This window comes from Mesorhizobium sp. M1428 (assembly GCF_040317515.1).
Lineage (GTDB): Bacteria > Pseudomonadota > Alphaproteobacteria > Rhizobiales > Rhizobiaceae > Mesorhizobium.
Genome location: NZ_JAMYKT010000018.1, coordinates 51607 through 72359 on the forward strand (window position 1 = coordinate 51607; position 20753 = coordinate 72359).

Here is a 20753-nt window from a genome sequence, read left to right on the forward strand (position 1 = left end):
AAGGCCCGGCGGCCATGAAGGCAGTTCGGTTGGAGCGAGTGGGCGGCCTCGCCGTGTGCGAGGTCGAGAAACCGACCGTCGGGCCGGACGAGCTGCTGGTGCGCATCGAGGCGTGCGGCGTCTGCGGCACCGACCGGCACCTTTTCCATGGTGAATTCCCGTGCACGCCGCCAGTGACGCTCGGGCATGAATTCTCCGGCATCGTCGAGGCGGTCGGACCTGCCGTATCCGGCTTTTCCGTCGGCGACCGCGTTACCGGCGACCCCAATATTGCCTGCGGGCGCTGTGCGCATTGCCAGGCGGGCCGGGTCAATCTCTGCGGTAATTTGCGCGCCATCGGTATCCATCGCGATGGCGGCTTTGCCGAATATCTTGCCTTGCCGCAGAAACAGGCTTTCGTCTTGCCAGGCGATCTGAAGCCTACGCATGGTGCTTTCTGTGAGCCGCTCGGTTGCTGCCTGCATGGCGTGGACCTTGCCGCGATCAAACCAGGCTCGTCGGTCGCGGTGCTCGGCGGCGGCGTGATCGGCCTGCTCACCGTTCAGCTGGCAAAGCTCGCCGGTGCGACGACCATCATCCTGTCGACGCGTCAGGCCTCGCGGCGGGCTCTTGCCGAGCAACTTGGCGCAACGGCGACGGTCGATCCCAGTGCTTCCGACGTCACCGACACGATCGTCGGCCGGTCGGGTTTGATGCCGGGCGGCGTCGACGTGGTGTTCGAATGCGCCGGCGTGAAAGACACTGTTGAGCAGTCGATGCGGCTGGCCAAAGCAGGCGGCACCGTTGTCATCGTCGGCGTGATGCCGCAACGCATGAAAGCGGCGTTCGAACCGTTCGACCTGCTGTTCCGCGAGTTGAAGGTCCTGGGCTCCTTCCTCAACCCCTTTACCCATCGCCGGGCCGCCGATCTTATCGCCTCCGGGGCGATCGAGGTAGACCGGCTTATATCGCGGCAGGTCACGCTTGAAGAGTCAGCTGCAGTGATCGCCAATCCGCCTGCGCCGGGCGAGGTCAAGGTTCTGGTGGTGCCCGGCTGATCGCAAACGGAATGCTCTGCGGCGCCAGCGTCCCGAAGGAACGCCGGCGCCGCAGAGCAGCAAGATTCAGAGCTTGCTGTTGCGCTGCTGGACCATCATGAAGGTGTCGTAGTTGTACTCGGCCACCTGCGCCCAGAGATAATGCTCCTTGCGGAACGCCTTGATCGAGTCCCAGATCTTCTTGAACGGCGCGTTCGAGGCTTCCATCTCGGCATAGACTTCGTTGGCCTTTTCGAAACAGGCGGCCATGATCTCCTGGCTGAATGGGCTCAACTTGGCACCGCCGGCAACCAGCCGCTTAATCGCCGCCGGATTGAGATAGTCGTATTTCTGCAGCATGTTGGCGTCGGCCGCTTGAGCGGCAGTATGCACCAGCGACTTGTAAGCCGGCGAAAGTTCGTCGTATTTCGCCTTGTTGAACATCAAATGGACAGTCGGTCCACCTTCCCACCAGCCGGGATAGTAGTAATAGGGCGCAACCTTGTAGAAGCCGAGCTTCTCGTCGTCGTAGGGGCCGACCCATTCGGCGGCATCGATCGTGCCTTTTTCCAGCGCCGGATAAATGTCGCCACCGGCGATCTGCTGCGGAACCACGCCGAGCCGTTGCACCACTTTGCCGGCAAAACCACCGATACGCATCTTGAGGCCGGAAAGGTCGGCGACCGTTTTGATCTCCTTGCGGAACCAGCCACCCATCTGCACGCCGGTATTGCCGCCCGGCAGTCCGAACAAACCCTGCGTCGCCAGGAACTCGTTGAACAGATCGATGCCGCCGCCATGATAGTGCCAGGCGTTGATGCCGCGCGCGTTGAGTGAGAACGGAACCGCCGCTCCCAGCGCCCAGGTCGGGTCCTTGCCCCAGTAATAGTATGCCACCGTATGGCAGGCCTCCACTGTGCCGGCAGTGGTGGCATCGGCGGCCTGCAGGCCGGGAACGAGTTCGCCGGCGGCAAAGACCTGGACCTGGAAGTTGCCGTCGGTCGCCTCCGACAGCATCTTGGAAAACACTTCGGCACCGCCATAGATCGTGTCGAGCGACTTCGGGAAGGACGACGCCAGCCGCCAGGTCACTTTCGGATTGGACTGGGCGATGGCCGGCGCGGCAAGTGTCGCGGCAGCGGCCGCGGCGCCAACGCCGGCGGTGCCGGCCTTGCGGATGAACGAACGACGATCCATGAAGTTCCTCCCTTTTGGATCCACTGACCGACATTCGGGACACTTCGGCGCCCGGATCGGCTTCGAGCCGACAATACACAGGCAAGGAGTCGAGTCCAGCGCGGCAGTCCGGTTTGAGGGGCGCATTTCGGGGAAATTCACGGCGTTGGGGCAGATCTTGCAACTATAGTCTAAGGTCGATTAACTAGCTACGCGACACGCCGAAACTTGCCATGGAAATGCGCCTTCGGATCGCCTATTTTGCAGGCAGATAATTCGTTGCACCCGATGGGATCCGGACCAAATGCACCAGCCGCTCGTCGCAATATCGACCGACGTCCGCCAGTTCGACAATTACACCTGGCATGCCGCGCCGCAGCAATATCTTGAGGCGGCGCTTTCGGGGGCAGGCGTGTTCCCGCTGCTGGTACCGTCCTTCGGCGACCGGCTCGACTTCGATGAACTGCTTTCCGCAGTCGACGGCGTCATGGTCACCGGTTCCAAATCGAACGTTCATCCCTCGCTGTATGGCGGTGACGCCAGCGAAGCCAATGGTCCTTACGACCCCGCCCGCGACGCCACCACGCTGCCGCTGATCCGCCGGGCGGTGGAGCGCGGCGTGCCGTTGCTCGCCATCTGCCGCGGCATCCAGGAGATGAATGTGGCGCTGGGTGGCACGCTGGCCACCGAAATCCAGGAACGCGCCGGTTCGCTCGATCATCGTGCGCCGGCAAGCGACAATCAGGACGAACGCTTCGCCATCCGCCAGAGCGTGTCGATAAAACCCGGCAGCTGCCTGGCCGGGGTCTTCGGCGCCGGCGACATCATGGTCAATTCGGTGCATCGCCAGGCCATCGACCGGCTTGGCCCAAAGCTGCAGGTCGAAGCGGTCGCGGCCGACGGCACTGTCGAGGCGGTTTCGGTGCGCGATGCACGGGCTTTCGCCGTCGGCGTCCAGTGGCATCCCGAATACTGGGTCAAATCGGACAGCATCTCGGTAAAGATATTTCGCGTATTCGGCGATGCGGTGCGCCTGCATCAGGCGGCGAAATCGGGTGCGCGCGCAGCCGCGGAGTAGTCCTGCCGCGCTCGTTAGTTGCCGGCCGACGCCAGCGTCAGCAGCGGTAGCGCCGGCGCGTAGGATTCGTAGCCATCGCCGTCGGCGACTGAGAACATGACGATCGGATCGGTGCCGTTGGCGCTGAAGGTGACCGTGCCGTCATCCTGCTCTCGCCAGAACTTCGCCTGCTCGACGCCGGGCAACACCCGGCGGCAATTTGCGGCGACGGTCAACAGCGACAGGCCGTGCGAAATCTCGGCGCCGCGGCTGACCGCACAAGACGCCTCGTCGCCATGGGCTACCAGCCTGTAGTTGCCGGATGAAGGTGGTGACTCGCTGGCTGCACGGCTTTCACCGCTACCGGCGTAAAACAGCTGGACGCTGCCGAACAGCACAGCGACTGCCATCAATGCAGGAAGCGTCTTCATCCTGTTTCTCCGCGCATTTCAAGCGCGCCGCGGTCGAAGAGATCAGGGAGGCGCGCTTCATCTTGCTGTCATGTGCTGTCAGGCGGACATACACTGCGAAGGGCTCAGAATGATTCCCAAGGGTTAAGCTGAAGTTAACAATAATATGGCGGTCACAGCCTCGCCTTGACGTTTGCCGTCTCCGGCACCGGCGTCAGCGCCTTGCGCTGCGAAAACCACGAAACCAGATTGTCGACGCACAGGTCCGCCATGGCGCGGCGGGTGTGCTGCGAGGCCGAGCCGACATGCGGCAAAAGCGAGGTGTTGGGCGCGGCAAGCAACGCCGCTGGCACATTCGGCTCGTCGGCAAAGACATCTAGCCCGGCAGCGGCGATGCTGCCGCTGGCAAGTGCGGCGGCAAGGGCTGGTTCGTCGACCGTACTGCCCCGGCCGATATTGACGAAGACGCCGTTCGGCCCAAGGGCCGAGAGGATTTCGGCATTGACGGCCTTTTCCGTCGAGGCCCCGCCGGGCGCCACCGAGATCAGTGTGTCGACCGCCTCGGCGAGACCTTTCAGCGTCGGGTGATAATCATAGGACAGGCCTTCGACGCGGCGCCGGTTGTGGTAGGCGATGGGCAGCCCGAAAGCGTCGAGCCGGCGGGCAATGGCGAGGCCGATGCGGCCCATGCCAAAGATACCGACATGGCGCCCGCGCAAGGTCAGCCGGCTCAGCGGATAATTGCCTTTGCGCAGCCAACTGCCGTCGCGCAGCCAGGCCTCGGCGCGCGGCAGTTCGCGGATGGTGTTGATCAACAAGCCGAGCGCCGTATCGGCAACCTCCTCGGTCAGGACGTCCGGTGTGTTGGTGACCATGATGCCGCGCTGTGCGGCGTGGCGGACATCGACAGAATCATAGCCGACGCCGAAATTGGCGATGATCTCGAGCTTTGGCAGCGCGTCCATCAACGCGGCGCTTATGCCGCCAAAGGCGGCTATGCCGCGCACCGTACGGCGCATGTCGTCGGTGACCAGCGATGGATCGGCGCGTTCGATCCGGACGCGGCTGAACGCCCCGTCGATGCGGCCGACCGCATGGTCGTTGAACTGGCCCGGCACCAGAATGGCGACAGCTTGCTGTTCGGTTTTTGTCATGCACGTTCCACCGGTTTGCCGGTCGACTGGCGCACATGCAGTTCCGGCTTGATCAGTTCCTGCGACGGCCGCACCGTCTGTCCGTTGAGTTTGTCGAGCAGCGCGCTGGCGGCCCGGCGGCCAACCTCACGCTGGCCGTTCCAGACCGTGGTCAGCGCCGGTGTCGCGATCGCCGCCTCCTCGAGGTCGTCATAGCCAGTAACGGAGATGTCGATGCCCGGCACCAGACCGGCGCGCGCAATGCCGTTCATCAGCCCGATGGCGACGAGGTCATTCCAGCAGCAGGCCGCGGTCGGCCTGTCCTTTAGCGCCAGGAACTGCCCGGCAGCCTCGAAGCCCGCCTGCTTGGTGCGTGGGCCGGCGATGCGCCAGGATGGCCTGACCTCAAGCCCCGCCGCCTCCATGGCGTTGACATATCCCTGATAGCGGTCGCGGCCGGTCGACGTCTGATCGGTGCCGCCGATCATTGCGATGCGCTTGTGGCCAAGCGAGATCAGATGATTGGTAGCAAGCCCGGTGCCATAGGCATCATCGCCGCGAAACACCGGCACGTCGGCACCTTCGACGGTGCGTGCAATCAGCACTGCCGGGAGACCGTTCTCCTCGGCCATGATTATGTCTTCGGGCGGCGTGCCGATGGCCGGCGACATGATGACCCCGTCAGCGCCGAGCTGCAGAAGCGTGTCGATGAAGGTGCGTTGTTTCTCGAGCTGGTCGTAATGGTTCGACAGGATGAAGGTTTGCCGGCTGCGGTCGAGCTCGCTCTCGATCGAACGCAATATCTCGGCAAAGAACGGGTTCATGATGTCGTGGACGACGACGCCGACAATGCCCGAGCGCGAGGTGCGCAGGCTGGCGGCGCGGCGGTTGTAGATATAGCCGATGGCGCGGGCATGTTCCTTGATGCGGTCGCGGGTGCCGCCGGCGACCAGCGGGCTGTCACGCAAGGCCAGCGAGACCGTGGCCGTGGACACGCCGAGTGCATCCGCGATGGTCGAAAGCTTGATCTTCTGTGCCAGCGCCCTGCGCTCCCGAAGCAATTTAAACTGTTTAAAGGCCGGCTCTTATGCCATCGATCCCGAGCAAATCAAAGTTTTTTTGCCAGCGCCTCCGCCTCCGCGTCCAGCGTCGCGCGGTTGCGCAAGCGAAGCCGGCGCTCGCGGTGGACGATATAGAGGCCGCTGGCGACGATCACTGTGGCACCGGCCAGTGTCCAGCGATCGGGAAACTGGTTGAAAACGATCAAGCCGGAGACGATCATCCAGATCATCTGCGAATAGGGATAGGGGGCCAGGGCCGTGGTGGTGGCAAGGCGATAGGCCTGCACAAGTAGCCAATGGCCAAGGGCGCCGAAGACGCCCAGCATCAGCAATATGAACCAGTGCCAGCCATCCTGTGGCAGCGAAAGCGAAAATGGCAGTGTCGGCAGCAGCAGCACGGCCGGCGCCAGCGCCGAAAACAGGATGAGGCTTTCCGAGGTTTCCGTGGCCGACATGCGGCGCGTCATGATGACGTAGAAACTGTTCGACAGCATCGAGCCGAGCGCAAAGAGATGGCCGACGCCAAAGACGCCGACGCCCGGCCGGGTTATGATGAGGACGCCGACAAAGCCGCCCATGATCGCCAGCCAGCGCCGCCAGCCGGCCCATTCGCCGAGCAACGGACCGGCAAGCGCGGTGATCACCATCGGGCCGAAGAAGTAGATCGAGGTGGTTTCCGCCAGCTGCAGCGTCCGCAGCGCCAGAATGTTGCATATCGTCGATCCGAACAGGAGCAGACCGCGCGTGAGATGCGCCGGCAGGTTGGCGGGGCGAAAGCGCAGCGGCTCGCGCCATCCGCGCAGAAAGACGCCGACGATCAGCACATGGACCGCGAAGCGGGTCCAGGCGACGATCAGCGCCGAGACGCCGGCCAGGACAAGATATTTGCTGCTGGTGTCGAGGAAGGTGAAAAACACGTAGACGGAAAGCATGCACAGGATCGCCGCCGGCGATGTCGCGCTTTCGTCATGTCTTGGGGGAGCATTCAATTTCAGGCCGGACGGGAAGCAAGGCAGTCCCTCACCAATGCGGCAATTGTCGCCTGCGGGCAAGCCAAAATGGGCTGGCACAACGACAGCCGCCGACAGGCTCAGTTTTTGTTTCTTGGTGGCCGACCCAGTGGCCGACGACTCAGGTGTGCATGCGGGCGCCCTTGGTGATCTTGTCGACGAGCTTCTTTTCGGCGCGAAGCGCGATGCCGACCACCTTGGCATCCTCCGGCGCAAATTCGGCAAAGACGGCACGGTTGGCCAGATCATACCCAGTCGAAAACATTTCCTCGACATAGAGCGAGACCGTCACACCACGCTCCAGCGCCCGCCGCTGAATCGCGCCGAGCGTCTGGCCGTCCGCCGAAAGCACGATGACCGGCTGGATCGACAGCGGGTTGTAGATATTGCCGGCGCGATCACGGTAGGGGTCGCCGATAATGTCGGGAAATTGCGCGACGATGCCGCTGGTCAGAAAGGCGGTGACATTGAGCTTCTGCCAGACGGGAAGGTCATCCTTGAGCACGATTGCAAATTTCGTATCGAACATGCGACAGTTTCCAATCCGAAAAGGGGGCCAATCCGAGGCTGCGAGAGAAGCGATGCCGCACGATCTAGACGGGGAAGCCTTTCAGGGTCTTGGACGTTTGTGCATGGATGCAGCCGAAAACTGCATCGTACCGGCACCCCGTGCTGCCGGCATGGAACGCATCGAGGCCCGGTTCCACGGCAACGCCTTCGATCTCCATCGCCACGACACCTATGCGATCGGGGTGACGCTTTATGGCGTGCAGCGCTTCCGCTATCGCGGCCAAACGCATCAGAGCCTGCCTGGCCAGATCATTATCCTTCATCCCGACGAACTGCACGATGGCGGTGCTGGCACCGAAGATGGTTTGCGGTACAGAATGCTGTATTTGGAGCCGTCCCTGATGCTCGATTGCCTCGGCGGCGGATCACTGCCATTCGTCGGGAATGCCGTGGTGACAGACCGCGATCTCCGGGCGACGCTGCTTTCGGCGCTCGGGCCGCTGAATCAGGAACTGGACGAGCTGTTTGTCGTCGATTTCATGACGCAGCTTATGCAAAGCCTGGCCCGGCACGCCGGTCAGCCGGCGAAACCGGTAGCGAAAACTGCGTGGCGCGCCGCCAGCCTGGCGCGCGACTATCTGGAGGAAAATGTCGCGCGGATTGTACGTTCGGATGAATTGGAGGCGATAACCGGATTGGACCGGTATGCCCTGTCGCGGCATTTCCGCGCCACCTTCTCCACCAGCCCGCACCGGTTCCTGCTGATGCGCCGGCTTCAACGAGCCCGTCGGATGATCGAAGCCGACGAGCCACTGGCGCAAATCGCCATCGCAGCCGGCTTCAGTGACCAAAGCCATTTCAATCGGCATTTCAAAAAGGCGTTCGGCGTCACACCGGGACGCTGGTCGGCACTCACGCGACGGCCGTCAGTGGCGAACGCGTGAGTTATTCAAGGATGTTGTCTTCGATATCCAGTTCGTCATCGGGGAGCACCATTTCGCCGTTCGACAGGTTCGCCTCTACACGGGCAAGCAGCTTGAACAGCGCTTTCTGGTCCTTCTTGTCGAGACCCTTCAATGCCTGCTTTTCGGTCTTCTTCACCGATTTCTCGATGGCGTGGATGATTTCGCGGCCGGTGTCGGTGAGGAAGATATGCGCCTGGCGGGCATCGGCGGACGAGGCGCGCTTTTCCAGAAAGCCCTGCGCCTGCAGCCGGTTGATGGTCTTGGTGATGGTCGGCGGACGCACGCCGAGGCGGCCGGCAAGATTGCCGGGCGTCTGCCCATCCTCGCGGTCGAGCGCCAGCATGATCTGGTCCTGGCCGGCATAGAAGCCATGCGCCAGAAGCCGGGCGGCGAGCGCCGTGCGCGCCAGCCGCGCCGCCGAATGCAGCCGGCTCATTGTTGCAGTCTTGTCCGCCTTGGCCATGCTCATCCCTCCTCGGCCGAACCGGTGCGGGCAGCATAGAAGCAGGCCGCCGATTGGCAATGACGATCGAAAACATTCCGGCTCGGAAAATAGCTTTGCCGGCAAGCTTCGCGGTGTTCGCCGTGGCTAATGCCAGATGTTTATTTCAGTTAGATGACAAACGACTTTCCGCAATGGCTGGATGGGGACGTGGCGAGGCGTTCTCAACGGCCTTCACCGCGACCACCATCAAGGCCTGAAAGGCGTCCGCCATTTCCCGCAGCGCCGCCTGCGACAGCGGCCCGGCCTGCCGCGCAATGCCGTCCCGCGCGTTCGATGTGTCGCGTTTGCCGGGGCGATCTTTATAGGGCGCGACGGTGGCGAATATCTGCTCGCTGAGGCTGTCGGGGAAGAACATCTGGCCGGTCATCACCGAGCGGTCGTCGGGGAAGATCTTGAAATGGATGTGGGTGGTGCGGCCACGATACCAGCCGGGATAGATGGTGGCGAAAGAAGCAATGCCGCTTTCATCGGTTCTCTGCCAGCCGCGGAGAAAGCTCTGGCCGGACGTGTCGATATCCTGCCCGTCGCCCTGTCCGGGATAGCCGGAATAGGCGCCCTGGGCGTCGCAATGCCAGATATCGACGCGTGCGCCGGGAAGCGGCCGGCAGGCGGCGTCGACGATTTGCAGCCGCACATTGAGGGCGATGCCTTTCTTGCCCTCGGTGACGTCGGTGCGTTCAAGCTTCGGGTCGAAATAGAACGGCCCTTCGGTGACCTCGGGCGTGATGGCGCAGACGCCGGCACCGGCTTCGAACAAGGCAAGCCCGGCATAGGGCGAAACCTGCCCGGCCCTTGCACCGGCTGGCAGGAATATGCCGCCAGCGGTAACCGCAACGAGGCGGAGCGCCTGCCGACGGCTTAGTGGCAAGGACTTGTCGGACATCTGGCGCCTCTTCAGTGCGAACAGCCCCTGTAATGATCCTCGGCCTATCTAGGCCCTACCGCCAGCCCGCGCCAATGAAAGTTCGGCAATGTGAGGAAAGTTCGGCAATACCGGCCTCTCTTTGGCCCACAGGTTTGCCTCGTGCAAAAGCCGAGCACACATCCTATATGGAGCCGACAATCCCTATTCGAGGCACAATATGAGCGACGCACAGACGCAGATCCCCGTAACCGTCCTCACCGGCTATCTCGGCGCCGGCAAGACGACACTGCTCAACCGCATCCTTTCGGAAAACCATGGCAAGCGCTACGCCGTCATCGTCAATGAATTCGGCGAGATCGGCATCGACAACGAGCTGATCGTGGAATCCGACGAGGAAATCTACGAGATGAACAATGGCTGCGTCTGCTGCACGGTGCGCGGCGACCTGATCCGCGTCGTCGAAGGCCTGATGCGCAGACCCGGCCGCTTCGACGCCATCGTCGTCGAGACCACAGGCCTCGCCGATCCCGTGCCGGTAGCGCAAACCTTCTTCATGGACGACGACGTGCGTTCCAAGACCAGGCTCGATGCGGTGGTGGCGCTGGTCGACGCCAAGCACCTGCCGCTGCGTCTGAAGGATTCCCGCGAGGCCGAGGACCAGATCGCCTTTGCCGATGTCGTCGTGCTCAACAAGACCGATCTGGTCACCCCCGAAGAGCTGAGCAAGGTGGAGGCGACGATCCGCGCCATCAACCCGGCGGCACGAATCCATCGCACCACACGCGCCAGCGTGGCGCTGTCCGAGGTGCTCGATCGCGGTGCGTTCGACCTGTCCCGGGCGCTGGAGAACGATCCGCACTTCCTCGAGGCGCATGACGATCACGACCATCATGATCATGATCATGACCACCATCACCATGATCACGACGGCCATGATCACCACGATCATGACGGGCATCATCATGCGCACGCTTCCGACATCCATGACGTGACCGTGCAGTCGGTGTCGCTGCGCGGCGGCGAGATGGACCCGAAAAAGTTCTTCCCGTGGATCGAGAAGGTCACCCAGATGGAAGGCCCGAACATCCTGCGGCTGAAAGGGATCATCGCGCTGAAGGGCGATGAAGAGCGCTATGTCATCCAGGGCGTGCACATGATCATCGAGGGCGATCACCAGCGCGCCTGGAAGGACGGCGAGAAGCACGAGAGCCGGCTGGTGTTCATCGGCCGCGAACTCGACGCCGAGCGGCTTAGGAACAGTTTCGAGGCCTGCCAGGCCGCTTGATTTAGCTGCCCTTTCTTCCTTCTCCCCTTGTGAGAGAAGGAGCAGCCCGCAACGCTGGCGGTCTCTCCTCACGACGATCCGAAGCACGGGTTGAGACCCGCAGCTCAACCCCTTAAGGGTGAGGCAGCAGAAATCTCAAACGGAATGATCTCTCATGCCGACAGTCGCCCCGCTCGATCTCGAAGGCCACTGCCTCGCCGCCGTATTCCTCGGTGACGTGCCGCATTTTGCGCTGGCTGACGGCACAATCCATCGGCTCGACCACGGCCACAAGACGGTGCAGGCCAATGACGGAATGCTCGCCGCCTTCCATGATGCGGCAAACGACCGGCTGATCACCGGTGGTGAGGACGGCAAGATCTTTGCCGTGACCGCAGGCGGCAATACTGCGGAATTGGCGGCCGCGGGCAAAAAATGGATCACCAGCGTCGCCGCCGGGCCGCAAGGCGCTGTTGCCTATGCTTCGGGCAAGATTGCCTATGTGCGCTTTGCCGACAGCAAACCCAGGGAATTCTCGCATCCGCGCTCGGTCGAGGGGCTTGCCTTCTCGCCCAAGGGCATGCGCTTCGGCGTTGCCCGCTACAACGGCGCGACGCTGCATTTCCCGGCCGCCGACGGCAAGCCGGTCGAGCTCGAATGGGCCGGCGCCCACACCGGCATCACCTTCTCGCCGGACGGCGGCTTCGTCGTCACCACAATGCAGGAAAACGCGCTGCATGGCTGGAAGCTCGCCGACGGCAAGCACATGCGGATGTCCGGCTACCCCGGCAAGGTCAAAAGCCTGTCGTGGAGCGCCAAGGGCAAATGGCTGGCGAGTTCCGGCGCGCCAGCGGCGATCGTCTGGCCGTTTTCCGGCAAGGACGGGCCGATGGGCAAGGCGCCGCTGGAACTCGGCACGCGCGGCAATGCGATGGTCACCTCCGTCGCCTGTCACCCGAGCCAGGACGTCGTTGCCATCGGCTATGATGACGGCATGGTGATGGCGGTGCGCTTCGCCGACGCCAGGGAAGTGCTGTTGCGCCGGCCGGGCAAGGGCGCCATCACCTCGATGATGTGGGACAAGGAAGAGCGCCGCGTCGCCTTCGGCAGCGCTGCGGGCGATTGCGGCGTCATCGATATTTCGGCGTAACCTGTTACTTACTCGGCTCCGCAAGATACTTTGCCGGTCAATTCATTCGGTTTGCCGTCCTTTTCGGCATCAGCCGTAACATCATAGATTGAGAGCAAATAGCGGCCGTCATAGACGCCTTCGTCACTGGCCTTGGTCAGGATCGCCAGTTCGACATAGCCGTAGGCATTTTCGACCTGCCGTTCGTGGTAGACGAGCAGCCGCAATTCCTTGTTGTCGAGCCAATATTGCGTGAGGTTCTGATCCTCGAACACCGTCTTGCGCAGACTGTCGGCAGCCGGCCTGCCCAGAATTTCGAGCTCGCCGCTAAAATTGAAGGTCGGCCCGCCCATGCCTCTGGTGACCCCGGCACCGACCTGAAATTTGACGGCTGCGTCCTCGGCGGAACACCAGATGCCGCCGGACGCCAGAGCCGCTCCAACCGACGACAGCAGCATTACTGCGCAGACGATCGCCCGCACCATCTTGTCCCCTCCAGCCGAAGTGCCATTGGCGCCCGAAGGCGGCTCGTGGTCAAGCGCCTGTTTTCATTCAAATGACCGCTGACCCAACACAGGGCAGCCGCCCGGCCAATTGCGGTGGCGGACGCCGATTGTCTAAAGTGCGACTGAGAGGGCCGCCATGAACGTCATCAACCATGCAAAGACTTCCATCGGCGGCATCGGCCCGGCGCGGATCGCCAAGTTGCGCGCGGTCGAGGCAGAAGTCTTCCGCCGGGCGCGGCCGAAATCGATGGCGAAAATCGGCAATGGCCTGCCCGGCTTCTTCGGCGGCGTGCCGATGCATTGGATGAACGACTGGCCGACGCCGTTCCCGATCCTCGTCGATAGCGCCAGGGGCGCCGTCATCAGCGATATCGACGGCAACCGGCTCGACGATTTCTGCCTTGGCGACACCGGTTCGATGTTCGGTCATTCGCCGCCGCCGGTCGCACGCGCCATCCGCAGGCAGGCCGGACGCGGCCTGACCTACATGCTGCCTGCCGAGGACGCGCTCGTCATCGGGCCGCTGCTGCAGCAGCGTTTCGGTTTGCCGTTGTGGCAGATCGCGACGACGGCGACCGATGCCAACCGCTTCGCGCTGCGCGTTGCCCGCGCCGTTACCGGCCGGGAGAAGATACTGGTCTTCAACGGCTGCTATCATGGCTCGGTCGACGAGACGATGGTGCGGCTGGTCGCCGGGAAAGCGGTGAATCGACCGGGCCTGGCCGGCGAGTTCCGCGACCTGACGCGGGCGACTGATGTCGTCGAGTTCAACGATCTGCCGGCGCTCGACGCGGCGCTCCGCGGCAACGATGTCGCCTGCGTCATCACCGAGCCGGTGCTGACCAATTCCTGCATGGTGCTGCCCGAAGCCGGCTTTCACGATGGCTTGCGGCGTCTCACCCGTGCGACCGGCACGCTGCTGCTAATCGACGAGACGCATACGATCTCGACCGGTCCCGGCGGCTATACCAGCAAACACGGGCTGGAGCCGGACCTGTTCGTGCTCGGCAAGCCGATTGCCGGCGGCATACCGGCGAGCGTCTGGGGCATGAGCGAAGACGTTGCGGCCCGCTATGCCGCTTATGACAGCCGGAAGGAGCCCGGATATTCCGGCATGGGGACAACGCTGTCGGCCAATCCGCTGCAATTCGCAGCGATGCGCGCCACGCTCGAATACGTCATGACCGACGCGAACTACAGCCATATGGACCATCTGGCGCGGCGGCTCGACGCCGGGCTGACCGCCGTCATCGATCGCCATCGTCTGCCCTGGCATGTTGCTCGCGTCGGTGCCCGTGTCGAGTTCATCTGCGCGCCGGGCCCGCTGAGGAACGGCGGCGAAGCGGAAGTTGCGCACGTGCCGGAGCTCGAAGCGGCAATCCATGTCGCGCTGGTCAATCGCGGCGTGCTGATCGCACCCTTCCACAACATGATGCTGATCTCTCCTGCGACCAGCACCGCCCAGGTGAACCGGCTGATCACTGCCTTCGGCGCGGTTGCGGCAAAGCTTACGGCGTGAGACAAGCTTGCGGCATGAAACAAGCGCCCAAGCAAAGTTTGAACCTGGTCACGGCATCCCCTTCGGGCTCGACGCCCGCCGAGGCGCAGGCCTTTCTCGACGCTCATCCCGAGATCGAAGCGTTCGACATCGTGCTGACTGACGCCAATGGCGTCGGGCGCGGCAAGATCGTGCGCCGGCACGAGTTGATGAGCATCTTCGAGAGTGGCCGGCACATGCCGATCTCGATCCTCGGCCTCGACATCACCGGCGAGGATGTTCACGAGACCGGGCTGATCTGGACGACCGGCGACGGCGACCTGCGGGCGTGGCCGATCCCCGGCACACTGGTGCCGCTGTTCGGCACCCAGCCGCCGCGCGGCCAGGCCCTGATGGCGATGTACCATCTCGATGGCCAGCCGATGTCGTCCGACCCGCGGCTGGCGCTCGCCCGCCAGGTGGACATCCTCGCGGCCAAGGGCCTGCATCCGGCCGGCGCCTTCGAGCTCGAATTCTTCCTGCTCGCCAACGAGCGCGATGCCGAAGGCAAGGTGCAGCCGGCGCACGCGGTACTCGACGGACGCCGCTCGGCCAAGACGGAGGTCTATTCCGTCGACCATCTGCACGGCATGGAGCCGCTGTTTTCCGACATCTACGCCGCAGCCAAGGTGCAGGGCATCCCGGCCGAGACGGTCATCTCGGAATATGCGCCCGGCCAGTACGAGCTGACACTCAACTACCGCAAGGACGTGATGCGGGCAGCCGACGATCTCGTCATGCTCAAGCGGCTGGTGCGGGCGCAGGCGCGCCGTCATGGTGTCACCGCTTGCTTCATGGCCAAGCCGATCGAGAAGTATGCCGGCTCTGGCATGCATTTTCATGTCTCGCTGCTGGACGATGCCGGCAAGAACGTCTTTGCCGAAGCCGGCGGCGAAAGCTGGTCGCTGCCGCTGCTGCGCGGCCTCGGCGGACTGATCCAGACGATGGCGGAATCGATGCTGGTCTTCGCGCCGCACGCCAACTCATGGCGGCGTTTCGTCTCGCAATCCTATGCGCCGGTGGCGCCGACCTGGGGCGTCAACAACCGTTCGGTGGCGCTGCGTGTGCCGGCTGGCGATGCCAAGAACCGCCGCATCGAGCACCGGCCATCGGGCGTCGACGCGAATCCTTATTTGGTGGCAGCAACGGTGCTGGCGGGCATCGTCAAAGGCCTTGACGAAGGCCTCGATCCCGGTCCTGAAACCACCGGCAATGGCTACGAATCGGCCGTCACGCGCACGACGATGCCGGTCGACTGGCGTGCCGCGATCGAGGCGGCAAGGGCGTCGAGTTTCCTCAAGGGTGCATTGGGCGAAGACCTGCACCGGACGTTCGTGGCGATCAAGCAGTCGGAATATCTGCGCGTGGCGCGCACGGTCAGCGAACTGGATTATCACCTCTATCTGCACGAGGTGTAGGCATCACGTTGGCCACGCCGAATAAATTCAACGGAACCTTCGGTGGGCTTCGCTCATTCCGGTTCTGATTGCAGGAGCGGACAAGGCCGCATCAGCCATGATCGCCAGGATGCAGACGACCCCCACGCCGCACCACGCCAAGGTGCAGTCGAGAGGCTTGCCGACCGGCAAATCCCCGGAAACGACAGAAATCGACGCCAGGACGATTCCTGAACTGCGCGAAACGGCCAAGATCTGCCGCCGCTGTCCGCTATGGCACGACGCCACGCAGACCGTGTTCGGTGAGGGCCCTGACAAAGCTAAGGTGATCTTCGTCGGCGAACAGCCGGGCGACCAGGAGGACCTGGCGGGCAAACCTTTCGTCGGTCCGGCCGGCAAGGTGTTCGACGCGATCCTGGACGATGCCGGCGTCGACCGGCTGAAAGTCTACGTCACCAACGCGGTCAAGCATTTCAAGTTCGAGCCGCGCGGCAAGCGGCGCATCCACTCCAAGCCGAACGCCGGCGAGGTGCAGGCTTGCCGCTGGTGGCTCGACAAGGAGATCGATCTGATCAAGCCCAATCTGGCGGTAGCGCTCGGCGCAACGGCGGCGCAGGCGCTGCTCGGCAAGGTGATGCCGATCATGAAGATGCGCGGAGCGGTGGTGGAGCGCGACGATGGCTTGCGTGTCTTCGTCACCATCCACCCGTCCTTCATCCTGCGCATTCGCGAGCCGGCGGACAAGCAGGCAGAACGCGAGCGGTTCCTGCAGGATATGAGAGCGGTGAAAAAGCTGATGGCCGCCTGAACTATTTGATCAATATCGCCCGGAGATCGTTGACGTTCGTGCCGGTCGGACCGGGTACGAAAAGGTCATCTGCGGCATTGAATGCCGTCCAGGCGTTGTTGCCGGCAAGCATGGCCTTGGCATCGACGCCCGCCTTATGCATCCGCGACACTGTCGAGCCGTCGGCGAAGGCGCCGGCATTGTCTTCCGAACCGTCTATGCCGTCGGTGTCGGCGGCCAGTGCGTAGACGCCCGCCATGCCGCTGATGCCGATGGCGAAGGCGAGCAGGAATTCAGAGTTGCGGCCGCCCTTGCCTTTCGCGCGCAAGGTCACGGTCGTCTCGCCGCCCGACAGGATCAACACCGGCTTTGCGAATGGCCGGTTGCGCGTCGCCACTTCGCGCGCGATCGCGGCGTGGACGCCGCCGACCTCACGCGCCTCGCCCTCGATGGAATCGGAGAGGATGACCGCTTCGATACCTTGGTGCCTGGCCTCGGCCGCAGCCGCTTCCAGCGATACGCCGGCCGAGGCGATCAGATGTACCTCGTTGCGCGAAAAACGCGAGTCGTCCGGACGCGGTGCATCGGCCGCCGGCGAATTGATATGCGCCATGACCGAAGCCGGCAGGCTCATGCCATAGGCAGCGATCGACGCCAATGCGTCCTCACGGCTGCCTATATCCGGCACGGTCGGACCAGAAGCGACCAGCGCCGGGTTATCGCCCGGAATGTCGGAGACCACCAGCGACACCACCCTGGCTGGATAGGCAGCGGCCGCCAGCCTGCCGCCCTTGATCGTGGAAACATGCTTGCGGATGGTGTTCATCGCGGCGATCGGCGCGCCGGAGGCGAGCAGCGCCTCGTTGACGGCGATCTCATCGGCCAGCGTCAGACCTTCGGCAGGTGACGGCAGCAGCGCCGAGCCGCCGCCGGAAATGAGCGCCACGACAAGGTCGTCCGCAGTCAGTCCCTGGACTTTTTCGAGCAGCCGTCGGGAAGCTTCGAGCCCCGCGGCATCCGGCACAGGATGCGCCGCCTCGATGATCTCGATGCGCCGGCAGGCCGCGCCATAGCCGTAGCGGGTGACGACCAGCCCTTCGATCGGCCCGTCCCACATTTTCTCGAAAGCCGCCGCCATCTGCGCCGAGCCTTTTCCGGCACCGATGACGATGGTCCGGCCCTTCGGCCTTGCCGGCAAATGATCCTTGATCGTCCTCTGGGGATCGGCGGCGGCAACGGCGGCGTTGAAGATCGAAATGAGAAAGAGCTTGGGGTCTATCTCTGTCATTGTGCTTCCGCCGGCAATGCCAGCTCGCGCGCATTTATGCCGAGATACTCACAAAGCGCATCGACGACCACGCCATGGTCCCCACGCTCCGGCAGGCCCGAGACGGCGATCACGCCGATGACGCCGGCGCCCTTGACAGTGATGGGAAAGCCGCCGCCGGCCAGCACGTAGTCGGCAATGTTCAGTCCCTCGCCGGGCTTGAAGCTGCGGTCGGGGCGCTGCTGCTCCAGCACCATGCGGTAGGTGCTTTTCAGGAACCGCCGTACCACGTTGATCTTGCGCCGCGCCCAATCGGGATTTGAAGCGTTCGAGCCGGGCATTGCCGCATAGAACAGCGGCCGGTCGAAAGTTCTGATATCGACGATGATCGGCTGGTTTTCCTTGAGAGCCCGATCGCGGATCGCCGAGCCGATCTTGAAAGCGACGGCTTCATCGAAGGCCGAAAAGACAAGCGTGGCTTCCTGTTTCTCGATCAGAGCGATGTCGTCCGCAACGGCCATGTCGTTCCCCTGTCAATCTCGCCTGTTGCTTTGGCGGATGGCTGCCGCCCGGTCAAGCCGGCCGCATATGACGGCTAAACCGCCATATCCGTCTTGGCCGCGCAGCCGGCGACATAGACCTCGCGCACGGCGCGGTCGTCGCCGAGCGTCTGCAGCAGAAACAATTCCTCGGCGAGCGTGTCTGCCGTCTCCACCCGCAGCCGCATCGCCGGCGTGGCGCGGGCGTCGAGCACGATGATATCGGCGTCGCTGCCTTCCTCCAGGGTGCCGATCTTTTCCGCAAGCGACAGCGCCTCGGCATTGCCGCGGGTCAGTTGCCAGAACGACTGGAACGGATTGAGCTTCTCGCCGTTCAACGCGATCACCTTGTAGCCCTCGTCCATGGTGCGCAGCATCGAATAGTTGGTGCCACCGCCGACATCGGTGGCGGCGGCGATGCGGAGCGGCTTCTCGCGGCGGCGATAGCGCTGATAATCGAACAGGCCCGAGCCGAGAAACAGGTTGGAAGTCGGGCAGAACACCGCCACCGAACCGCTATCGGAAAGCGCATCCGCCTCGCGTTCCGAGAGATGAATGCAATGGCCGAACAGGCTTCTGCGGCCGAGCAGCCCGTAATGCTCATAGACATCGGTATAGTCGCGCGCCTGCGGATGAAGCTGCTGCGTGAAGGCGATCTCGGCGTGGTTTTCCGACAGATGCGTCTGCATGTGCAGATCAGGATATTCGCGGCAGAGCGCGCCCGCCATCTCCAATTGCTCGGGCGACGAAGTGATGGCGAAGCGCGGCGTGATGGCATAGTGCTGGCGCCCGTTGCCGTGCCACTCATCGATCAACGCCTTGCTGTCGTCATAGCCCGATTGCGGCGTGTCGAGCACGCCTTCCGGTGCGTTGCGGTCCATCATCACTTTGCCGGCGATGTTGAGCATGTTGCGGTCGTGCGACTCGGCAAAGAACGCTTCGGCCGATTCCTTGTGCACCGAGCAATAGGCCGCGACCGTCGTCGTGCCGTGGCGCAACACTTCGTCCAGGAACAGCCTGGCGATACGGCGGCCATGCTGGACGTTCTGGAATTTTGCCTCTTCCGGAAAGGTGTAGGTGTTCAGCCAGTCGAGCAGCTCGGCGCCATAGGAAGCGATGACCTGCATCTGCGGAAAATGCGCGTGCGCATCGATGAACCCGGGCAGCAGCAGATGCGGCCTGTGGTCGATCTTTTTTGTTCCCTCGCCCGCCTTTTTCTCAACCTCGGCATAGGCGCCCGCGGCAACGATCCTGCCGTCGCGGAGCAGCAAGCCGCCATCTTGCTCGTAGCGCCAGGCGGAGTGGTCGTCGATGGTTTCGGGCCAGCGCAAAAACGACAGCGTGCGGCCGCGCAGCAGCGTGCTGGTCATGCTATTTCCCCGCGCCTTCGAACCATGCCACCAGCAGCGCCCGTTCCTTGTCGGTGATCTGGGTGACGTTGGCGGGCGGCATGGCGTGGCTGCGTCCGGCCTGCAGGTAGATCTCGCCGGCGTGCTCGGCGATGCCGGCATTGGTATCGAGCATCACGCCCTTCGGCGCGTGGTAAATGCCCTCGTAGGACGGCTCCGCCGCGTGGCACATCGAACAGCGGCCAAGCACCGTATCACGCACGGCAGGGAAATGCGCCGAGGCGACGTAGACCTGGGCCGCCGCTGACGCCTTCGCCTCGCCGGTCAGCTGCTTCGGTGCCGTCGACAGCCAGATGATGACGACGAACAGGACGGCGGCCGCCAGCCAGGTCCAGGTCGGATTGCCTTTGCGCGCATGCCTGGTGTTGAAATAGTGCCGGATCAGCACGCCGATGATGAACACCAGCGAGGCGATGACCCAGTTGAACTCTGTCCCGAACGCCAGCGGATAATGGTTCGACAGCATCAGGAACAAAACCGGCAGCGTCAGGTAATTGTTGTGCAGCGAGCGCTGCTTGGCGATCTTGCCGTATTTCGGATCTGGCTTACGGCCGGCGATCAGGTCGGCGACGACGATCTTCTGGTTGGGGATGATGACCATGAAAACGTTGGCCGACATGATCGTCGCGGTGATGGCGCCAAGATGCAGGAAAGCGGCGCGGCCGGTGAACAAGTGGGTCAGTCCCCAGGCCATGAACACCAGCACGCCGTAGAGCACCAGCATCAGACCGGTGTCGCTGTTGCCGAGCGGCGAACGGCACAAGAGATCGTAGACCACCCAGCCGACGCCGATCGTCGCCAGCGACAGCAAGATGCCTGTAGGCACCGACATGGCGAGCACATTGGGATCGATCAGGAACAGGTCCGCCCCGGCATAGTAGACGACGCACAGCATGGCGAAGCCTGACAGCCAGGTGGCGTAGGATTCCCATTTGAACCAGGTCAGGTGCTCGGGCATTTCAGCCGGTGCCACCAGATATTTCTGCACATGGTAGAAGCCGCCGCCATGCACCTGCCATTCCTCGCCGAAGGCTCCGGCGGGCATGCCCGGACGCTGGCGCAGGCCGAGGTCGAGCGCGACGAAATAAAAGGACGACCCAATCCAGGCGATACCGGTGACGACGTGCAGCCAGCGCACGGCGAAACTCAGCCAATCCCAGAATATCGCGAAATCCATCATGAAAAATCATCCCTGCCGACCCACTGACTT

General features: G+C 63.3%; 21 protein-coding genes. 8 read left to right on the forward strand and 13 right to left on the reverse strand.

The features are described 5' to 3' along the window. Positions 1-14 precede the first annotated feature (14 nt). A complete protein-coding gene (locus tag NKG60_RS23070) occupies positions 15-1037 on the forward strand; it encodes a zinc-dependent alcohol dehydrogenase family protein (protein ID WP_352866543.1) in 1023 nt (340 codons plus the stop codon). 66 nt (positions 1038-1103) lie between these two features. Here the strand turns inward: NKG60_RS23070 and NKG60_RS23075 are convergent, their stop codons facing one another. Continuing rightward, entirely contained in the window at positions 1104-2213 is a 1110-nt protein-coding gene (locus tag NKG60_RS23075) for a TRAP transporter substrate-binding protein (RefSeq protein ID WP_352667505.1), read from the reverse strand. Between the two features lie 283 nt (positions 2214-2496). Between NKG60_RS23075 and NKG60_RS23080 the strand changes: the two genes are divergently transcribed. Further along, entirely contained in the window at positions 2497-3270 is a 774-nt protein-coding gene (locus NKG60_RS23080) for a gamma-glutamyl-gamma-aminobutyrate hydrolase family protein (protein WP_352866540.1), read from the forward strand. Positions 3271-3284: 14 nt separating this feature from the next. Here the strand turns inward: NKG60_RS23080 and NKG60_RS23085 are convergent, their stop codons facing one another. From NKG60_RS23085 to NKG60_RS23105, 5 genes are all read right to left on the reverse strand, one after another. Further along, positions 3285-3680, reverse strand: a complete 396-nt coding sequence (locus NKG60_RS23085; protein ID WP_352866538.1) for a hypothetical protein — start codon at positions 3678-3680, stop codon at positions 3285-3287. A 152-nt stretch (positions 3681-3832) separates the two neighbouring features. Continuing rightward, entirely contained in the window at positions 3833-4813 is a 981-nt protein-coding gene (locus tag NKG60_RS23090) for a 2-hydroxyacid dehydrogenase (protein WP_352866536.1), read from the reverse strand. Further along, positions 4810-5832: a LacI family DNA-binding transcriptional regulator gene (locus NKG60_RS23095; protein ID WP_023676245.1), complete on the reverse strand. Its 1023-nt coding sequence runs from the start codon at positions 5830-5832 to the stop codon at positions 4810-4812. Before NKG60_RS23095 ends, NKG60_RS23090 begins: the two co-directional genes overlap by 4 nt. A 68-nt stretch (positions 5833-5900) precedes the next feature. Further along, positions 5901-6785 (reverse strand): DMT family transporter, encoded by an 885-nt coding sequence (locus NKG60_RS23100; RefSeq protein WP_352866534.1) that lies wholly within the window; start codon positions 6783-6785, stop codon positions 5901-5903. 199 nt (positions 6786-6984) lie between these two features. After that, positions 6985-7392 (reverse strand): DUF2000 family protein, encoded by a 408-nt coding sequence (locus NKG60_RS23105; protein WP_352667492.1) that lies wholly within the window; start codon positions 7390-7392, stop codon positions 6985-6987. A 52-nt stretch (positions 7393-7444) separates the two neighbouring features. Here NKG60_RS23105 and NKG60_RS23110 point away from each other — a divergent pair, with 52 nt between their 5' ends. Further along, positions 7445-8317, forward strand: a complete 873-nt coding sequence (locus tag NKG60_RS23110; RefSeq protein ID WP_352866672.1) for an AraC family transcriptional regulator — start codon at positions 7445-7447, stop codon at positions 8315-8317. Between the two features lies 1 nt (position 8318). On the opposite strand, the gene NKG60_RS23115 is transcribed toward NKG60_RS23110, so the two are convergent. Next, entirely contained in the window at positions 8319-8801 is a 483-nt protein-coding gene (locus NKG60_RS23115) for a MarR family winged helix-turn-helix transcriptional regulator (RefSeq protein ID WP_352866531.1), read from the reverse strand. Positions 8802-8946: 145 nt separating this feature from the next. Continuing rightward, complete coding sequence (locus NKG60_RS23120; RefSeq protein ID WP_352866528.1) at positions 8947-9726, reverse strand: intradiol ring-cleavage dioxygenase; 780 nt, start codon at positions 9724-9726, stop codon at positions 8947-8949. Between the two features lie 199 nt (positions 9727-9925). Here NKG60_RS23120 and NKG60_RS23125 point away from each other — a divergent pair, with 199 nt between their 5' ends. Together NKG60_RS23125 and NKG60_RS23130 are read left to right on the forward strand one after the other, a co-directional pair. After that, a complete protein-coding gene (locus NKG60_RS23125; protein WP_352667481.1) occupies positions 9926-10993 on the forward strand; it encodes a CobW family GTP-binding protein in 1068 nt (355 codons plus the stop codon). Positions 10994-11147: 154 nt separating this feature from the next. Beyond that, positions 11148-12122, forward strand: a complete 975-nt coding sequence (locus NKG60_RS23130) for a WD40 repeat domain-containing protein (RefSeq protein ID WP_352866525.1) — start codon at positions 11148-11150, stop codon at positions 12120-12122. An 8-nt stretch (positions 12123-12130) separates the two neighbouring features. Here NKG60_RS23130 and NKG60_RS23135 read toward each other — a convergent pair whose 3' ends face one another. Next, the gene (locus NKG60_RS23135; protein ID WP_352975673.1) at positions 12131-12586 is read right to left on the reverse strand and encodes a hypothetical protein; all 456 of its coding nucleotides are present in this window, start codon (positions 12584-12586) and stop codon (positions 12131-12133) included. A 157-nt stretch (positions 12587-12743) separates the two neighbouring features. On the opposite strand from NKG60_RS23135, the gene NKG60_RS23140 reads away from it, so the two are divergent. The 3 genes from NKG60_RS23140 to NKG60_RS23150 all read left to right on the forward strand — a co-directional run bounded on the left by NKG60_RS23140 (position 12744) and on the right by NKG60_RS23150 (position 16349). Then, entirely contained in the window at positions 12744-14126 is a 1383-nt protein-coding gene (locus tag NKG60_RS23140; protein WP_352866522.1) for an aspartate aminotransferase family protein, read from the forward strand. 14 nt (positions 14127-14140) lie between these two features. Next, the gene (locus NKG60_RS23145; protein ID WP_352975676.1) at positions 14141-15562 is read left to right on the forward strand and encodes a glutamine synthetase family protein; all 1422 of its coding nucleotides are present in this window, start codon (positions 14141-14143) and stop codon (positions 15560-15562) included. Positions 15563-15626: 64 nt separating this feature from the next. Further along, positions 15627-16349, forward strand: a complete 723-nt coding sequence (locus NKG60_RS23150) for a UdgX family uracil-DNA binding protein (RefSeq protein ID WP_352866670.1) — start codon at positions 15627-15629, stop codon at positions 16347-16349. 1 nt (position 16350) lies between these two features. Here NKG60_RS23150 and NKG60_RS23155 read toward each other — a convergent pair whose 3' ends face one another. From NKG60_RS23155 to NKG60_RS23170, 4 genes are all read right to left on the reverse strand, one after another. Beyond that, positions 16351-17616: a glycerate kinase type-2 family protein gene (locus tag NKG60_RS23155; RefSeq protein ID WP_352866516.1), complete on the reverse strand. Its 1266-nt coding sequence runs from the start codon at positions 17614-17616 to the stop codon at positions 16351-16353. Then, on the reverse strand, positions 17613-18116 hold the full coding sequence (locus NKG60_RS23160) for a heme-degrading domain-containing protein (RefSeq protein ID WP_352866512.1): 504 nt from the start codon (positions 18114-18116) through the stop codon (positions 17613-17615). The genes NKG60_RS23155 and NKG60_RS23160 overlap by 4 nt, the downstream gene beginning before the upstream one ends. 74 nt (positions 18117-18190) lie before the next feature. Next, entirely contained in the window at positions 18191-19504 is a 1314-nt protein-coding gene (guaD, locus tag NKG60_RS23165; protein ID WP_352975678.1) for a guanine deaminase, read from the reverse strand. A 1-nt stretch (position 19505) separates the two neighbouring features. Beyond that, the gene (locus NKG60_RS23170) at positions 19506-20723 is read right to left on the reverse strand and encodes a urate hydroxylase PuuD (RefSeq protein WP_352866508.1); all 1218 of its coding nucleotides are present in this window, start codon (positions 20721-20723) and stop codon (positions 19506-19508) included. Positions 20724-20753 lie beyond the last annotated feature (30 nt).

Bases quoted from the DNA above. Each gene is read 5' to 3' on its own strand.
- NKG60_RS23100 (WP_352866534.1), bottom strand. From the start codon at position 6,785: ATGCTTTCCGTCTACGTGTTTTTCACCTTCCTCGACACCAGCAGCAAA.
- NKG60_RS23080 (WP_352866540.1), top strand. From the start codon at position 2,497: ATGCACCAGCCGCTCGTCGCAATATCGACCGACGTCCGCCAGTTCGAC.
- NKG60_RS23075 (WP_352667505.1), bottom strand. From the start codon at position 2,213: ATGGATCGTCGTTCGTTCATCCGCAAGGCCGGCACCGCCGGCGTTGGC.
- NKG60_RS23115 (WP_352866531.1), bottom strand. From the start codon at position 8,801: ATGGCCAAGGCGGACAAGACTGCAACAATGAGCCGGCTGCATTCGGCG.
- NKG60_RS23135 (WP_352975673.1), bottom strand. From the start codon at position 12,586: ATGGTGCGGGCGATCGTCTGCGCAGTAATGCTGCTGTCGTCGGTTGGA.
- NKG60_RS23090 (WP_352866536.1), bottom strand. From the start codon at position 4,813: ATGACAAAAACCGAACAGCAAGCTGTCGCCATTCTGGTGCCGGGCCAG.
- guaD (WP_352975678.1), bottom strand. From the start codon at position 19,504: ATGACCAGCACGCTGCTGCGCGGCCGCACGCTGTCGTTTTTGCGCTGG.
- NKG60_RS23160 (WP_352866512.1), bottom strand. From the start codon at position 18,116: ATGGCCGTTGCGGACGACATCGCTCTGATCGAGAAACAGGAAGCCACG.
- NKG60_RS23120 (WP_352866528.1), bottom strand. From the start codon at position 9,726: ATGTCCGACAAGTCCTTGCCACTAAGCCGTCGGCAGGCGCTCCGCCTC.
- NKG60_RS23170 (WP_352866508.1), bottom strand. From the start codon at position 20,723: ATGATGGATTTCGCGATATTCTGGGATTGGCTGAGTTTCGCCGTGCGC.
- NKG60_RS23130 (WP_352866525.1), top strand. From the start codon at position 11,148: ATGCCGACAGTCGCCCCGCTCGATCTCGAAGGCCACTGCCTCGCCGCC.
- NKG60_RS23110 (WP_352866672.1), top strand. From the start codon at position 7,445: ATGCCGCACGATCTAGACGGGGAAGCCTTTCAGGGTCTTGGACGTTTG.
- NKG60_RS23140 (WP_352866522.1), top strand. From the start codon at position 12,744: ATGAACGTCATCAACCATGCAAAGACTTCCATCGGCGGCATCGGCCCG.
- NKG60_RS23105 (WP_352667492.1), bottom strand. From the start codon at position 7,392: ATGTTCGATACGAAATTTGCAATCGTGCTCAAGGATGACCTTCCCGTC.
- NKG60_RS23155 (WP_352866516.1), bottom strand. From the start codon at position 17,616: ATGACAGAGATAGACCCCAAGCTCTTTCTCATTTCGATCTTCAACGCC.
- NKG60_RS23145 (WP_352975676.1), top strand. From the start codon at position 14,141: ATGAAACAAGCGCCCAAGCAAAGTTTGAACCTGGTCACGGCATCCCCT.
- NKG60_RS23085 (WP_352866538.1), bottom strand. From the start codon at position 3,680: ATGAAGACGCTTCCTGCATTGATGGCAGTCGCTGTGCTGTTCGGCAGC.
- NKG60_RS23070 (WP_352866543.1), top strand. From the start codon at position 15: ATGAAGGCAGTTCGGTTGGAGCGAGTGGGCGGCCTCGCCGTGTGCGAG.
- NKG60_RS23125 (WP_352667481.1), top strand. From the start codon at position 9,926: ATGAGCGACGCACAGACGCAGATCCCCGTAACCGTCCTCACCGGCTAT.